Source organism: Mesorhizobium sp. WSM3224, from assembly GCF_000427725.1.
Taxonomy (GTDB): Bacteria; Pseudomonadota; Alphaproteobacteria; order Rhizobiales; family Rhizobiaceae; genus Mesorhizobium.
The window spans coordinates 142,759-157,534 of the sequence record NZ_ATYO01000001.1 but is presented as its reverse complement, the minus strand read 5'-3'; the positions used below and the strand labels follow the sequence as shown (position 1 = coordinate 157,534).

The window sequence follows — 14,776 nt, the reverse complement described above, 5'->3', positions numbered from 1 at the left end:
AGCAGGAGAATTTGTGATGAGAAAATTGATTGTAGGCAGCTTCGTTTCGCTCGACGGGGTCATCGAGGCGCCGATGAACTGGGCGCCACCTTTCTTTGTCGGAGATGCGCTGGAACACTCCTACGCGAAGGCCGGCGAGGCGGAGTTCTTCCTGCTCGGGCGCGTGACCTACGAGCTGTTTTCCAGCCGATGGCCGCAGATCCAGGGCAAGTATATGGACCGCATGAACGGGCTGAAGAAGCTGGTCGCGTCGCGAACCCTGAAAAAGGTCGGCTGGAACGCCTCACTGATCGAAGGCGACGTCGCGGAGGGCCTCGCCGCGATAAAGGCGCAGGGCGGCGGCGATATACTGAAATACGGCATCAGCCAGCTCGACCAGACCCTGCTCGCCGGCGGGCTGGTCGACGAGTATCAACTGTCGATCCTGCCGATTCGGGTCGGCCACGGAAAGCGCGCGTTCCAGGATGTCGATCCGTCCCTGGTCAGGTTGGAGCTCATGGACACGCGCCGCTTCGAAAGCGGCATCGTGACGCTGACCTATCGCGTGCTGAAATGACCCTGGCGCGTAATGAAATAATCACCGGCACGTATCCTTTTCTCGCTGCCATGCGTCTTGGAGTCGGCCGGCGTTCGTGCCGGTCGGCCAGCACGGAGACCATGGAGCTATGCTGAAGACCTACGCAGGAAGCTGCCATTGCGGCAAAGTTCGGTTCGAGGCCGATATCGACCTCAGCCAGGGAACGGTCAAATGCAATTGCTCGACATGCACCAAGACGCGCTCCTGGGTGGGCTTCGTCGGTCCTCGGCACTACCGCCTCATGTCCGGCACCGAAGCGCAGACCGAATATCAATGGACCCCGCCCGGCAGGGAGGCGCCCAGCATCCAGTATCACTTCTGCGCGACCTGCGGCGTGCGCATGCCGGCGCGCGGCGATATCCCGTCGCTTGGCGGCATCGTCTTCGCCATTCCGATAGCGGCTCTCGACGGCATCGATCCAGAAGAGCTGGCGGCGGCGCCCGTGATGCATGTCGACGGCAGGCATGATCGCTTCGATCGGACTCCCGACGACATCAGGCTGATGTAGGATGACGGACCTTGCCTCGCGGGACGCGCATAACGGTGTTCGGTTTGCCATGACGATACAGCCAAGACTTGAGCCAAGCGGCCTCTTCGACATTCGCTATGCCGCATTCTTGGAAACGGTTGCGCATTTGCGGGAACGGCTGCACCGCTATTGCACGCGCATGACGGGCTCGCCACTCGACGGCGAGGACGTCATGCAGGAAACGCTGTTCGAGATCTATCGCAAGATCGAGAAGATCGACGATCCGGGCGCTCTTCGTTCCTGGCTGTTTCGCACCGCGCATAACCGCTGCATCGATTTCCTGCGCAACCGGCAAACGCGGCGGCGCGCTGAAACCAATTTCGCGGTCGACGAGATCGTTATGCCGGCCGAACCGGCGGGCCAGGGCGCCGATCGTGCCATCGAACGGCTGGTGATCCACCTGCCGCCGAAGGAGCGGGCTTGCGTCCTGTTGAAGGACGTCTTCGACCATTCGCTGGAAGAGATTGCCGACCTCGTCGGGTCGACGGTCGGCGGCGTCAAGGCTGCGTTGAGCCGTGGCCGCGCCAAACTGGCCGCGCTGCCGTGCCAGCCAGCCGTCCGCTTGGAGCCTTCGCCAGATCCCGAGCTTGCAAGACTGCTCGCGCACTATGTCGAACTCTTCAACCGCCGTGACTGGGACGGCGTGCGGGCATTGACCAGCGCGGACGCCCAATTGCGGGTCTCGGACTGCTTCAGGGGTCCCCTGTCGGAATCGATCTACTTCGTCGAATATGAAAAGGGCGAGGACAATTGGAAGATGGCGATCGGCGCGGTCGATGGCGAGATCATGCTGCTCGTGCTCCACCGAAGCGAAGACAGCTGGAAGCCAGCGTATCCGGTTCGGATCGAAGCAGCCGACGGGACCATCAATCGGATAAGCGACTATTACGCATGCCCATGGCTGATAAAGGCCGCGCGCACGGTTGTCGTTGCGAACCCGAACTGACTGCGCAGACCATCAGCCCGCCGACCGCCACGCCGCAGCGCCCGCCGCTACCAGCATCAATCCGGCCGCGATCAAGGCGCAGTTGGCGAAGCCCAGGCTCGTATAAAGCGGGCCGAAGCCCGCGGTGCCGACGGTGACGGCGAGATAGGTGACCGCACTGTTCAGCCCCATGATGGTGCCGCGGCGCGACGGATCGAGCGCGGTGAGGCGCATGACCAGCACGTTCAGCCCGAAATGGTTGGCAAGGCCCCAGATCGCGATCGTTGCAACCAATGCGCCGAAGCCGCCGCTCGCCAGGGCGATCGCGACATAGACGGCGGCGACCAGCAGATAGGCGAAGGGCATGACCCGACGCGCGCCGAGGCGGTCGATGACGCCATCGAGTAAAGCGGCCGCGCCGAAGCCGAGGCCGTAGGCGACCGCCGCCAGGCCGTTGGCGCTGACCGGCTCGCCAAGGGCCTCATGGAGATGGTCGCCGAGATAGCCGTAGACGCCGTAGAAGGCGGTCATGAAGGCGCCGCAGGCAATGAGCAGCGGCACGATGCCTGGCACGGCGAGCGCGCCCAATGGCGACGGCGCCGGGCCGCTTTTCCTCGTGTCGTGCAGCGAACTCATCGCCAGGCCGGCAACGGCGGTTCCCGCCAGCAGCGCCACGGCGGCGAAGACGGCGCGCCAGTGGATGAGATCGGCAAGCACCGCCGACAGCGAAACACCGGCAACCATGGAAAGCGTCCAGCCGGTCAGCACGACACCGATGGTGCCGCTCTCGCGTCCCGGCGGCGCGATCGCCGCCGAGCTGGCATAGATCGCCGGCATGGCGATACCGGCCGCGATGCCGGCAACGAGCTGGGCCGCGACCAGCGCCATTACCGTCGGCGCCAGTGCACTGGCGACCAGCGCCAAGGCCAACAACAGCAACGCGCCCTGCAGCATACGGCGTGCGCCGATCCGGTCGATGTAGCGGGCAAGGAAGAGCGCGCTGGCCGATGTGCCGAGGCCAAAGGCGGCGGCAGCCGTCATCACCGCCGGCACGCTGGCTCCGAACGATGCAGCGACGGCTGGCGCGATCGGTCCGAGAACCAGCGAGTTGGAGCCGATGACGGCGATGCAGCCCGTCAGCAGATAGGCGGCGGCCGGGATCGGCGCGCGGGGCGCGGCGGTCAGAATTGCTGATTGATCACCATTCGACATATCATCATAATGGCCGAATTGAATTCCGCATCAATGGAGAATTTCCACATGGACGCAGAAACAGATGACATTCAGCGGAACAAGCATCCGACCCGCGAGATCGACCCTGTCGACCGAAAGATATTAGGCGTTCTCGTCGAGGACGCGACCATCAGCTATGCCGAGCTCGGCGAGCGCGTCGGCCTGTCGCCGCCGGCGGCGCATGAGCGGGTCAAGCGGCTGAAGCGCAGCGGCGCGATCCGCGCCACATCTGCCATCATCGATCCGAGAGCGGTGAAGAAGCCGTTGCTCGCCTTCGTGCATATCGACACCAGGGGCTGGGGCAAGACGCCGGAGCTGATGGCGGTATCCAAATATCCGGAGGTCGAGGAGATCCACACCGTCGCCGGCGACACTTGCATGCTGCTCAAGGTGCGCACCGAGGACACGCGCGCGCTCGAAGGCCTCCTGGCCCGTCTCTACGACACGCCTGGCGTCACCTCGACGCGCAGCTATGTCGTGCTGTCGACCTATCTCGAGCGTCCAGTGCAGCCGGAGATCACGAGCGAATGGCCGGCGCCCAAGCACATGGCGACGCCGGTCTACTAGGTAGCCACGGGCTCGCCGAGCCCGCGACGCGCCAGCAGGTAGAAGGCCGCGACATGCGTGATCATCAGCAGCGGCACGTAGATGACGGGGATCGCGTAGGTCGCGCCCAACTGGCCGGCATGACCGGGAAGGTCGAGCGTGGTGCCGAGATAGTAGTCACCGATAATGTCGACCACGCCCACGACGTTGAAGACGACGACCAGCGGCCAGAAGATCACGGGCCTCGCCACCGCGAGCAGCGCCAACATGGCGAGCAGACCGGTCGCGAAGTCGCCATAGGCGGCAAAACTGGCGAAGCCGCCGGGCAGGTCCGGCCCGATGACGCCCGGGACGAGGAAGACGAGCCCGAAGAAGCGGAAGCTGTGCAGCGTGGCAATCGCGCGCTGCGCCTCGAGGTTGTCCATCGACTTGAGCCTTGGCCAGATGTAGGCGGCGAAGCAAAGCAGCCATGGCACATAGCCTAAACCAAGATGGATGTTGAAGATCATCGCTGGTGACATCTTCCCCTCCCTCAAGCCTTGATCGGAACGGCTTCGAACACCGCTGTGAGGATGCCCAACCGGCCTTGCATGAGATTGCGCCCGAGATTGGTGGTGAGTTCCGGGAAACCCTGCCCCATGACGACGCCGAGATTGAGCGAAGGCGGGCCGGAGGCGCGGAGCTCCGCGAACCACGCTTTGGCGGCATCGGTGTCGTCGCGGCGGACTAGCGTGCCGAAGCCGGCGGCTTCGATCGCCTCGCAGGTCGCCTCGGCCGTCAGCAGGAAGCTTTCGCCCGGCGTCTTTGCCCACGGAACCGGATAGTGTGGATCGCCGCCGTCGAGCACGACGTCGAAGGTCGCGAATTTTCCGCCCGGCTTCAGCACGCGCCTGATCTCGCGGTAGAGCTGCGGCCGATCGGCGATGTTCATCGCCACATGCTGCAAAAGCGCGGCATCGAACTGGCCGGCTTCGAAGGGAAGCGACAAAGCGCTGCCGGTTTCGAACGACACTTTGCCATCCTGCCCGGTTCGCCCGGTCAAATAGCGTGCGGCCTCGACGAAGGGCTCGCTGAGGTCAATCCCCACTACCTCGCAGCCATAGGTCGCGGCAAGAAACCGTGCCGGTCCGCCAACGCCCGATCCGACATCCAACACCGACATGTCGGCGGTGATGGCGGCCAGATTGGCGAGCTCGGCTGTCGCGGCCAGCCCGCGCGTGTGGAACTGGTCGAGCGTAGCCAGTTGCTCGGGCATCAGCCGCTGTTCGTCCGGCCCGAAGACAGCCAGGGTGGTCTTCAGGCGTTCGGTCAGGCCGGTCGCGCGGTAGTGATCGCGCACGCGATCGAGTTCATCGGTCATTGCCACTTCCCTTCAGGCTTCCAAGTCACGGAAGGAATACGACCACTTTCTGCGAGCGGCTATCCGCGATAATGTCGATGGGTCATGAAGCAGAACTTCACAGTCAGGCATGGCGCGCTCGATGGCGTCGAGGCTTTTTTGAGCGTGGCCAAGCACCGCAATTTCCGCAAGGCGGCGGCCGAGCTCTCCGTCACGCCTTCAGCGATCAGTCAGGCGATACGGACGCTCGAGGCGCGCATAGGTGCTGCGCTCTTCATCCGCACCACGCGCAGCGTCGGCCTGACCGAAGCCGGCGAGCGCTTTTTGGCACGCGCCCGGCCCGCCTTCGAGGAATTGATCGCCGCGAGCGAGATCGCGCGCGGGATGGGCCAGCGGCCGGCCGGGCTCTTGCGCCTTTCGGTGCCGCCCGCGGTGGTGCCGATGCTGCTGGAACCGATGATCGCCTCCTTCTGCCAGGCCTATCCCGAGATCGAGCTGGAGATCGTCGCCAGCGGCGAGCTGGCCGATCTCGCCGCGGAAGGTTTCGACGCCGGCATCCGCATGGGCGATCTGATCGCGCCCGACATGGTCGCGGTTCGCCTGACGCCCTCCTTTCCGATGGTGATCGTCGGCAGTCCGGATTATCTGCGCCGGCGCGCGACGCCCGAGCGCATCGAGGACCTGCGCGACCATGCCTGCCTGCGCCTGCGCCGCTCGAACGGCTCGGTCGCGCCCTGGTCCTTTGTCGACGGCAACAAGGCCGTCGAGGCAATCGTGTCGGGACCGCTCATCGCGCACGATTATCCGTCGCTGCTCGGCGCGGCGATCCAGGGTGTCGGGCTGGCCCAGGTGCCAGGTCCGATCGCCGAAGCGCCGATCGCCGACGGGCGTCTGCAGGCGCTGCTCGGCCGCTTCGCGGTGACCACGCCCGGCGTGTTCCTCTATTATCCGGAAAGGCATCAGGTTCTGCCCAAGCTGCGCGCCTTCATCGACCATATCAGGCATTCGGGCGATACCGGCACTTCCCCGAAGCGGGCAGGCAGGCGGAAGCAAAACTGACGCTTCACGGCGTCGGCTGTATCCGCGGATATTCGAGTTGCATGGCGACGAAATCGGTGGTGCGCTCGCCGTAGCGTGCCGTGATGTCCTCGAGCGTCCGGTCCAGCGCCTTTGCCGGCGGAATGTCCGCCATGGCCGGAACCTTCCGATCCGCCGGCCAATCGCTTGCAACCTGGTCGGGCAGGATGCGGATACCTGCCCGGCTGACGACGGCGCCGCCCTTTGGGGCGAAGGTGACCGCGCTGGAGCGAAAGGTCCGCGACCATGCGTCGGCGGCAAGCGCCAGCGACACCTCGTCCATGCCCGGCGTCAGCTGAATGCCGAGTTGCTCGTGGTTGAGGAAAGCGAGCGTGTTGCCGATCGCGGTCAGCGCGAAAGGCCGGGTGAACTTGAAGGCGCCGCTGTCATGGCGCGCGTCCCAATGGTCGAGGCCGAGATCGCGGGCGACGGCTTCGGCTTTCTCATGGCCCGCAATCGCCTCGATCAAGGTCAGCATCATCGGCATCGACGCGGTGATGCCGGTGGTGGTCGCGACATTCCCGTCGACGACGTAGCGGCGGTCGGCGACATAGCGGATCGACGGATGTTTCTGGCGCAATTCCTTCAGCGAATACCAGTGCGTCGTCGCGCGCTTGCCATCGAGCAAGCCGCTAGCGCCAACCACCGTGGCGCCGACGCAGACACCGATCACCATGGCCCCCTTGGCCGACTGCGCCCTGATCCATTTCAACACGTCCGGATCGTCGTCGCGCATCATGGCGGGAACGATGACGTAGTCGGCGCCTTCCGGATGCTGGGCATCGAAGGCCGCCGTCGTCGCATCCGGCTCGACGCGTAGGGCCGGGTGCAGTTGCACAGGCCCTGGCTCGGTCGCCAGCGCGACGACATCGGCGACGTCGGCGTGGCGCAGGATGCCGTAGGGCATCAGATAATCGGTGGTCTCGGTGCCGTCATTGACGCCGATGATCGCGATCAGCGGGCGGGGCCGTTTCGGCTTCAGCGCCGCGAGCGTGGCCTCGGCTTCCCTGGCGTCGATCGCCGGCTGCACCGCGGCCAGCGACGCGGAAGGCAGCGAAAGCATCCAGCCGGCGCCGACCGCGGCGACAATCAGGAGAATGCCCAGGGCGCTCCACAGCGCGATACGCAGGCTCATGGCTTGGTCCTTCCAGTCTTTAACGCTTGACCGGCAACCTAGCTCCGTTAGGTTTTGGCCGAAATGACATATATCGGGCAAAAACTGCCATGCGGGCGATAGGCATCATCATCCATCCGGGTTTCCAGTTGCTGGACGTCGCCGGCCCCGCGGCGGCCTTCGAGCTGGCCGAGCACTATCAGCCCGGCAGCTACAGGCTGGATATGCTGGCACCAGGCGGCGGCGAGATCGAGAGCTCGTCCGGCATGCGGCTTTCGGCACGCCCTCTTTCCGATGCCGGGACGCTCGACACGGCCGTCATTTCCGGCGGCGAGATCATCCGTTCGATGGCCGCGGCGCAGGAGATCGTGGTGTGGCTGCGGCTGGCAAAGCTGCGCCGGACGGCAAGCGTGTGCACCGGCGCCTATCTGCTGGCGGAGGCAGGGCTGCTCGACGGACGCAGCGCCACCACGCATTGGTGGAGCACCGACGATTTCGCCCGCCGCTACCCGAAGGTGAAGCTCGATGCCGAGCGCATCTTCATCCAGGATGGCGGCGTGTGGACGTCGGCGGGGATCTCCGCCGGCATCGACCTGGCGCTGGCGCTGATCGAGGACGATCTCGGCCCGGCAATCGCGCGCCGGACCGCGCAGCAGCTCGTAGTCCATCAGCGCCGGCCTGGCGGGCAGTCGCAATTCTCCGGCCTTGTGGAATTCGGCGGACGATCAGGCCGCTTCGTCGAACTGATCGAATGGATGCGCGGCAAGCTCGCCGAGCCCTTGACCGTCGAGCGCCTCGCCGACCGCGCTGCGATGAGCCCAAGGCATTTCGCCCGCGCTTTCACCACTGAGACCGGCGCCACACCGGCCAAGGCCGTCGAGCGGCTGCGGCTCGAGGCCGCGCGCATGGCGGTGGAAACCAGCAACGCGCCGCTGGATCATATCGCCGAGGCTAGCGGCTTCGGCGACGCCGGGCGCATGCGCCGTGCTTTCATGAGGAGCTTCGGCCAGCCGCCGCAGGCGCTCAGGCGCGCGGCGGTGCGAAGGTGACCGCCTCGAAACCCTTATGCTAGCATTCTGCGGATCTCATTGCGTTTTTCTTCAGACAGACCTGAGAGCAAATTCTCGTCCAGATATCCCTGCCGGATGAGAATTGCGAAGACCATCGCCAGCTGCGAATAGCGATAGTCGAATGTCCGGTCCAAATCTCGACGTTGCTCCTTCAGATAGTCCTCAACCTCCCACATTTCGGAGGCCGTGGTCGCGGCGTTCGCCCGTCTTTTGAATTCGGCCATGATGCTGGCCAGTGCCCTCTCAAGAGCCTTGTCATAGGCAGCACGGGCAACTTTCTTTTCGGAGGGCGACCAACTGGGCTCATTCGAGGTCATAGACATCTTCCACAAAGGAGTCGGACGGCGGATATTACCCTAACCGGATTGCCTTTGTGTCTGTTTCCGCTTTGTCGCCGCACTTTGGCGCAGTTCCGGACATGGTGGCCATCACTTTGCGGCGCGCGATGAGATCAGCGATTGAATGCGTTCCGCATCCGCCTGCGTCGCGGGGTTGTAGACGATCATGCCGAGCTCGGGCCGCCCGTCAACGGCAAAGACGGAGAACTCCAGCTCGATCAGTCCGATCTCGGGATGGCGCAGGCGCTTCACGCCTTCGCCATGGGCCGGAACAATGTCGTTGTCGCGCCACAGCGCCTCGAATTCCGGACTGATCCGGCAAAGCTCCTCGACGAGCTGGGTGATTTCCGCGCCCGCGCCTGCCCGCGTGGCATCCGCTATGAAGGAGCCAACCACGAAGCGGGCGACGCTCTGCCAGTCCTCCTGCGCGTCGCGCACGCGAGGATTGCCGAACATCAGGCGCAGGATGTTGCGCTGCTCGCGCGGCAGCTTGGAATAGTCCGTCAGCATTGCCGCCGCCGCGCGGTTCCAGGCGACCACGTCCCATGTCGCGGTCTTGATGATCGCCGGACTGGGGTCCAAGGCGTCGAGGACACGCTGGAGGCGTGGCGTCACGCTGTCGACGCTTTTGTAGCGGACCTCCGGAGGCCGCCCGAGACCCAGCATGAACAGGTGCTCGCGCTCGGGCTCTGTCAGCATAAGCCCGGTCGCGATGCGGTTGAGCACGTCGGCGGACGGGGCGCCGCCCCGCCCCTGCTCCAACCAGGTGTACCAGGTCGGGCTGATATTGGCGCGCTGCGCCACCTCTTCGCGGCGCAAGCCTTGCGTGCGCCGCCGCCCCGTGGCGAAGCCGAAGGCAGCCGGATCGAGGCGCATGCGGCGATCTCGCAAAAAGGTGCCAAGCTTGTTGGTCGTCTCGACCGGCATCGCGATCCTGTTGACTATTATACCATGATAAAGTCACTACTTTAACAGAATGAGTTATAGCGCAAGAAGGGCCTCGAAACAACAAGAGGAGACCCTCCCATGCGTGTATTCCTTACCGGCGCGACCGGCTTCATCGGTTCCAGGATCGTGCCCGAGCTTCTTGCCGCCGGGCACCAGGTGCTTGGCCTGACCCGCTCCGACGCCGGCGCGAGGTCGCTTGCGGCCGCGGGCGCCGAGGCCCATCGCGGCGACCTCGAAGACCTCGACAGCCTGCGCGACGGCGCGGCAAAATCGGACGCGGTGATCCACACCGCCTTCGATCACAATTTCTCGAACTTTGTTGCGAACTGCGAAAAGGACAAACGGGTGATCGAGGCGCTGGGCGGTACGCTGGCCGGTTCGGACCGGCTGCTTGTCATCACCTCCGGCGTCGGTATGGGTAGCCCTGGGCCCGGACAGCCGGCGAAAGAGGACGTGTTCAACACCGATCATCCCAATCCGCGTATCCTGTCGGAGCTTACCGGCGCGGCGATGGCCGAGAAGGGCGTCAAGGTAGCGGTGGTGCGGCTTCCGCAGGTGCATGACACGGTGAAGCAGGGCCTCATCACACCGCTGGTGCCGCTCACGCGCGCCAAGGGCGTGTCGGCCTATATTGGCGACGGCCGCAACCGGTGGTCGGCGGCGCATGTGCTGGATGTCGCGAAGCTCTATCGTTTAGCGCTGGACAAGCAGGAAGCCGGCGTGCGTTACAACGCCGTCGCGGAGGAAGGCATCGCCATGCGCGAAATCGCGGAAGTGATCGGCGCCGGCCTCAACGTGCCGGTGGCCTCGCTCTCGCAGGAAGAAGCGGCCGGCCATTTCGAATGGCTTTCCATGTTCGCCGGCCTCGACATGCCGGCGTCCAGCGCATGGACGCGTGGGCATTTGGGCTGGCAGCCGACCGGACCCGGCCTCATCGCCGACCTCGAGCGGATGGATTATTCGCAGGCGGCAGCGGCGGCCTAACGGGGCACGCCTCCTTCAGGCGCGCAGCAAATCGGCCAGACTGTCGGACTTCTCCACCTTGTCAGTGAGATCCAGCCCCGACAGCAGGTCGACCAGATGACTGTTCATCAGGGCGGCGGCATCGGCGCTGTCGCCGGCCTCGATGGCGTCGACCAGGGCGTGATGGGCGTGCTTCTCACAGGTCGCGTCGCGGCGCTTCCAGTAAAGCGCAATGATCAGCGAGGAGTGCGAAACGAGGTCGCGGACGAAGTTGGTGAACACCGAATGCGCGGCGATCTCGGCTATGCCGACATGGAAGCGCGCCGACAATACGATGGCATCGCTGTCGCGGCCGTCATGCAGCGCCTCATGCTCCTTTTCGAGATGCTGGCGCAATTGCACGATGTCCGACGGCACCGCTGCCCTGGCGGCAAGCGCGGCCACCTTGGGTTCGATCAGCGCCCTCGCCTCGAATACCTCGCGGGCCTCGATCTTCGACGGCTGGGCGACGAAGGCGCCGCGGTTGGGCTCAAGTCGCGCCAGCCGGTCGTGCGCAAGGGCCTGCAGGGCGGCACGCACGACGGTGCGGCTTACCGAATAGATCGATGCAAGCTCGTCTTCCGGGAGCTTGGTGCCGGGGGCGAGGCGGTGGCTGACTATGGCGTCCCTCAGCCCATAATAGATCGGCGACCAGCGCGCCGCCGGCTTTTCGTCACGATCTTCTTGCCTGAGTATCGTCAACATACTTTCAATGCGCGGGCCCGAAATGGCCCAATCTGCCCCCAAATCGCCAGCAGCCCGTCCAATCTAGTATCGCTCGCGTGGCGGTCAATCCCACCTGTCCGGGTGTCGGCCGATCGTCCGGCAGCATCAAGCTGCCTAAACGACCTCGGCCTCCGTGGGTGACAGCGGTGCGAACATGCCGGCAAACCGCTTGCCACGCGGAGCCGCATAGCCGCCGATCTTCGATGTCTTCAAGCCGACCTTGAACAGGCTCTCGGCCAGGGTAACGGCGCAGACGACCCCATCCAGCACCGGAACACCGTGCTCTTCCGACAGGCTGTGCGCAAGATCGGCCATGCCGGCACAGCCGAGCACGATCGCTTCGGCCCTGTCCTCGCTGATGGCACGCGCGATCTCCTGCGAAATCCGATGTCTTGCGTTGGAGCCTGGACGTTCCAGTTCGAGCACGGCGACCTCGGATGAGCGCACCTTGGCGCAGCGTGAGGCAAGGCCGTATTTCGCCAAATTGTGTTCGATCGCCGGGACCGAGCGGGCAAGCGTGGTGACGACGCTGAACTTGCCGGCGACAAGGCTCGCCATGTGAAACGCTGCTTCGCCGATGCCGATGACGGGTGCATCGGTGGCGCAGCGGGCAGCGTCGAGCCCGGTGTCGTCGAAGCATGCGATGACATAGGCATCCGCCGGAGCCTTGCCCATCTCGGCAATGATGCCAGGTATGGCGAAGACCTCGTCGAAATAACCTTCGATGCTCGGCGGGCCGTCGGCCGGATTGACGGCGACGATCTGGGTCGCGCTGGAGGCGACGCTCGCCGCCGCCTCGCCGATCTTGGCGGTCATCGATGCGGTGGTGTTGGGATTGATGACGAGTATGCGCATTCCAATCAGCCTCAGATCTCACCGCCGAGATAAAGACGCTTGACCCTGTCGTCGGTCAGCAATTCGGCGGAGTTGCCGCTCAGCGCCACGCTGCCGGTGGTCAGCGCATAAGCGCGCTGCGAAATGCGCAGCGCCATGCGGGAATTCTGCTCGACCAACAGGACGCTGACCTTCTCGTCGCGATTGATGGCTACGATCGAGCGGGCGATATCCTGGACGAGCTTGGGCGCGACGCCGAGCGACGGTTCGTCGAGCAGCAAAAGCTTCGGTTTCGCCATCAGCGCGCGGCCGATGACCAGCATCTGCTGCTCGCCGCCGCTCATCGTGCCGGCAGCCTGCGAAAAGCGCTCCTTCAGCCGGGGAAACCGCCCCAGCACCATCTCCATCGATGCGGCAATCTCGGATTTGCTGGTGCGCGTGAAGGCGCCCATCAGGAGATTGTCCCTGACCGTCATGAAGGGGAAGACGCGGCGCCCTTCCGGCACCATGGCGATGCCCATCTTGACGATCTCGTCGGGGGCGGCGCCATCGATACGCTTGCCGCCATAGTGGATTTCGCCGGACCTGATCTTGCGCAGGCCGGTGATGGCGCGAAGGATCGACGACTTGCCGGCGCCGTTGGCGCCGATCAGCGCGACGGTCTCGCCCTCGTTGACCTCGAGCGAGACACCTTTCAGCGCATAGACGTGGTCGTAATAGAGCTCGACATTGGCGAAGTTGAGGATCTGGTTCATAGGCCGATCGCCTCGTCTTCGCTGCCGAGATAGGCTTCGATCACCTTCTCATTGGCCTGGATTTCCGACGGCGTTCCCTCGGCGATCTTCTGTCCGAAATTGAGCACGACGAGACGGTCGGAGATCTTCATCACGGCCGGCATGTCATGCTCGACGAGCAGGATGGTGAGGCCGAGCTCGCGCAGGCGCCGCACCATCTCGACCATGCGCATCGTCTCGTCATGATTCATGCCGGCGAAGGGCTCGTCGAGCAGCAGGATGGAAGGATCGGTGGCAAGTCCGATGGCGATGCCGAGCGCCCGCAAATGCCCGTGCGGCAGGTTGCGCGCGATTTCGCCGGCGAGCGAGGAGAGGCCCAGCAACGCCAGGATCTCGTCGGCCGAGGCGCCGAAGGCGGCTTCGTCGGCCTTGGCCGCGCCGGTGCCGAGGAAGAAGCCGAACAGGCTCGCCTTCGAGCGCAAATGGTGCGCAATGACGACGTTGTCGCGCACGCTCATGTTCTTGAAGATCGTCGTCTCCTGGAAGGTGCGCACCACGCCCTTGCGGGCGGCGATGTGGGGGGCGAGACCGGAGATGCGTTCGCCCTTCAGGCGCACCTCGCCCGTTGTCGGCCGCAGGAACGACGCGATCAACTTGAACAGCGTCGACTTGCCGGCGCCGTTCGGCCCGATCACCGAGAGTATCTCCTTTTCGCGAACCGAAAAGGAAACGTTGTTGACCGCGACGAGACCGCCGAAGCGTTTTGTGAGGCCGGAGACTTCGAGCATTTCGGCCATGGCTCAGTCCTTCTTCCGGGTCATTTCGGCAAGGCTGAGCAAGCCGTTGGGCAGCACCAGCATCAAGACGATCATCAGGCCGGAATAGATGAGCAACTGGAACTGGCCGGTCTGGAACAAGAGGTCCCAGCCGAAATAGAGCACCAGCGTGCCGAGCATCGGACCGAACACATAGCCGAGGCCGCCGAGGAAGCAGTTCAGCATGAAGTTGACGGAATCGGTGACCGTGAAGCTCGACGGATAGATCGACTGCGAGATGGCGGCGAAGATCGCGCCGGAAACGCCACCGAAGAAGGACGAGACGGCATAGGCGATGACGCGCAGGTACGCGATGTTGACGCCGATCGAGGAAGCGAGTTCCTCATTCTGCTGCAGGGACTGGCAAAGCTTGCCGATACGCGAATTCACCAGCCGGTACATGACCGCGAAGCAGACCACCATCAGCGTGGCCGCCAGCAGATAGAAGGCGAGCCGCGAATTCTGCAGCGTTGCGAAATCGGGGATCAGCGTGATGCCGAAGACCGACAGCGCGCCCGGCAGCGGGATGCTGACAATGCCTTTGGCGCCATTGGTGATCGGCAGCGCCAGCGCGAGCAGGCGCGCCACTTCGGTCAGCACCAGCGTGACCATGGCGAAATAAACGCCGCGCAGGCGCAGGATCGGCAGGCCGATCAGCACGCTGGCCGCGGCGCAGAACAGACCTGCGACGGGGAGCGTCAGCCAGAACGACCAGCCATGGTTCACCACCAGTATGGCCGAGACGTAGCCGCCCGTCAGCGCATAGGCACCTTGGCCGATGTTGATGCGGCCGATGTAGAAGGTGAGCCAGACACCGGCGCTGGCGATGCTGAGCAATGCCACCGAGGTCAGTGTGTAATAGAGGTCGAAGCGCCCGCTGGCCGAAATCGCGGCCGGCACGGCGATAAAGACTATCGCAAGGAAGGCGACGCCCGCTGCGATCTTGATGTTGCGATTGAAGGTCATGGC

The 14,776-nt window shown here is 64.5% G+C and carries 18 protein-coding genes; 7 read left to right on the top strand and 11 right to left on the bottom strand.

Annotated elements, in window-relative coordinates; genetic code table 11:
• The first annotated feature begins 16 nt into the window (after positions 1-16).
• From YU3_RS0100765 to YU3_RS0100755, 3 genes are all read left to right on the top strand, one after another.
• The gene (locus tag YU3_RS0100765) at positions 17-556 is read left to right on the top strand and encodes a dihydrofolate reductase family protein (RefSeq protein WP_027164428.1); all 540 of its coding nucleotides are present in this window, start codon (positions 17-19) and stop codon (positions 554-556) included.
• 109 nt (positions 557-665) lie between these two features.
• Positions 666-1,085: a GFA family protein gene (locus YU3_RS0100760; protein ID WP_027164427.1), complete on the top strand. Its 420-nt coding sequence runs from the start codon at positions 666-668 to the stop codon at positions 1,083-1,085.
• A 1-nt stretch (position 1,086) separates the two neighbouring features.
• The gene (locus tag YU3_RS0100755; RefSeq protein ID WP_245273383.1) at positions 1,087-2,052 is read left to right on the top strand and encodes a sigma-70 family RNA polymerase sigma factor; all 966 of its coding nucleotides are present in this window, start codon (positions 1,087-1,089) and stop codon (positions 2,050-2,052) included.
• A 12-nt stretch (positions 2,053-2,064) separates the two neighbouring features.
• Here YU3_RS0100755 and YU3_RS0100750 read toward each other — a convergent pair whose 3' ends face one another.
• The gene (locus YU3_RS0100750; protein ID WP_027164425.1) at positions 2,065-3,243 is read right to left on the bottom strand and encodes an MFS transporter; all 1,179 of its coding nucleotides are present in this window, start codon (positions 3,241-3,243) and stop codon (positions 2,065-2,067) included.
• A gap of 48 nt (positions 3,244-3,291) precedes the next feature.
• On the opposite strand from YU3_RS0100750, the gene YU3_RS0100745 reads away from it, so the two are divergent.
• Complete coding sequence (locus YU3_RS0100745; RefSeq protein ID WP_027164424.1) at positions 3,292-3,831, top strand: Lrp/AsnC family transcriptional regulator; 540 nt, start codon at positions 3,292-3,294, stop codon at positions 3,829-3,831.
• Here the strand turns inward: YU3_RS0100745 and YU3_RS0100740 are convergent.
• Positions 3,828-4,331 carry a hypothetical protein gene (locus YU3_RS0100740; protein ID WP_027164423.1) on the bottom strand — a complete coding sequence of 168 codons (504 nt, stop codon included), beginning with the start codon at positions 4,329-4,331 and terminating at the stop codon, positions 3,828-3,830. The two genes, YU3_RS0100745 and YU3_RS0100740, sit on opposite strands and share 4 nt — an antisense overlap.
• A gap of 11 nt (positions 4,332-4,342) precedes the next feature.
• The gene (locus YU3_RS0100735) at positions 4,343-5,170 is read right to left on the bottom strand and encodes a class I SAM-dependent methyltransferase (RefSeq protein WP_027164422.1); all 828 of its coding nucleotides are present in this window, start codon (positions 5,168-5,170) and stop codon (positions 4,343-4,345) included.
• Between the two features lie 84 nt (positions 5,171-5,254).
• Between YU3_RS0100735 and YU3_RS35810 the strand changes: the two genes are divergently transcribed.
• The gene (locus YU3_RS35810; protein WP_051333808.1) at positions 5,255-6,208 is read left to right on the top strand and encodes a LysR family transcriptional regulator; all 954 of its coding nucleotides are present in this window, start codon (positions 5,255-5,257) and stop codon (positions 6,206-6,208) included.
• 4 nt (positions 6,209-6,212) lie between these two features.
• Here YU3_RS35810 and YU3_RS0100725 read toward each other — a convergent pair whose 3' ends face one another.
• Positions 6,213-7,361, bottom strand: coding sequence for a DJ-1/PfpI family protein (locus tag YU3_RS0100725; protein WP_027164421.1), 1,149 nt, complete (start codon positions 7,359-7,361; stop codon positions 6,213-6,215).
• Between the two features lie 89 nt (positions 7,362-7,450).
• Between YU3_RS0100725 and YU3_RS0100720 the strand changes: the two genes are divergently transcribed.
• A complete protein-coding gene (locus YU3_RS0100720; protein ID WP_036257605.1) occupies positions 7,451-8,389 on the top strand; it encodes a GlxA family transcriptional regulator in 939 nt (312 codons plus the stop codon).
• Between the two features lie 14 nt (positions 8,390-8,403).
• On the opposite strand, the gene YU3_RS0100715 is transcribed toward YU3_RS0100720, so the two are convergent.
• Both YU3_RS0100715 and YU3_RS0100710 read right to left on the bottom strand, forming a co-directional pair.
• Entirely contained in the window at positions 8,404-8,727 is a 324-nt protein-coding gene (locus YU3_RS0100715; RefSeq protein ID WP_027164419.1) for a hypothetical protein, read from the bottom strand.
• A gap of 111 nt (positions 8,728-8,838) precedes the next feature.
• On the bottom strand, positions 8,839-9,675 hold the full coding sequence (locus tag YU3_RS0100710; RefSeq protein WP_027164418.1) for a helix-turn-helix transcriptional regulator: 837 nt from the start codon (positions 9,673-9,675) through the stop codon (positions 8,839-8,841).
• Between the two features lie 99 nt (positions 9,676-9,774).
• Here YU3_RS0100710 and YU3_RS0100705 point away from each other — a divergent pair, with 99 nt between their 5' ends.
• Positions 9,775-10,680, top strand: a complete 906-nt coding sequence (locus tag YU3_RS0100705; protein ID WP_027164417.1) for an SDR family oxidoreductase — start codon at positions 9,775-9,777, stop codon at positions 10,678-10,680.
• Positions 10,681-10,695: 15 nt separating this feature from the next.
• Here the strand turns inward: YU3_RS0100705 and YU3_RS0100700 are convergent, their stop codons facing one another.
• From YU3_RS0100700 to YU3_RS0100680, 5 genes are all read right to left on the bottom strand, one after another.
• Complete coding sequence (locus YU3_RS0100700) at positions 10,696-11,403, bottom strand: GntR family transcriptional regulator (RefSeq protein WP_027164416.1); 708 nt, start codon at positions 11,401-11,403, stop codon at positions 10,696-10,698.
• 135 nt (positions 11,404-11,538) lie between these two features.
• Entirely contained in the window at positions 11,539-12,279 is a 741-nt protein-coding gene (locus tag YU3_RS0100695; protein ID WP_027164415.1) for an aspartate/glutamate racemase family protein, read from the bottom strand.
• Positions 12,280-12,290: 11 nt separating this feature from the next.
• Positions 12,291-13,013, bottom strand: a complete 723-nt coding sequence (locus YU3_RS0100690; protein ID WP_027164414.1) for an ABC transporter ATP-binding protein — start codon at positions 13,011-13,013, stop codon at positions 12,291-12,293.
• Positions 13,010-13,789, bottom strand: a complete 780-nt coding sequence (locus YU3_RS0100685; RefSeq protein ID WP_027164413.1) for an ABC transporter ATP-binding protein — start codon at positions 13,787-13,789, stop codon at positions 13,010-13,012. The genes YU3_RS0100690 and YU3_RS0100685 overlap by 4 nt, the downstream gene beginning before the upstream one ends.
• Before the next feature lie 3 nt (positions 13,790-13,792).
• Positions 13,793-14,773 (bottom strand): branched-chain amino acid ABC transporter permease, encoded by a 981-nt coding sequence (locus tag YU3_RS0100680; protein ID WP_051333807.1) that lies wholly within the window; start codon positions 14,771-14,773, stop codon positions 13,793-13,795.
• Between the last annotated feature and the right edge of the window lie 3 nt (positions 14,774-14,776).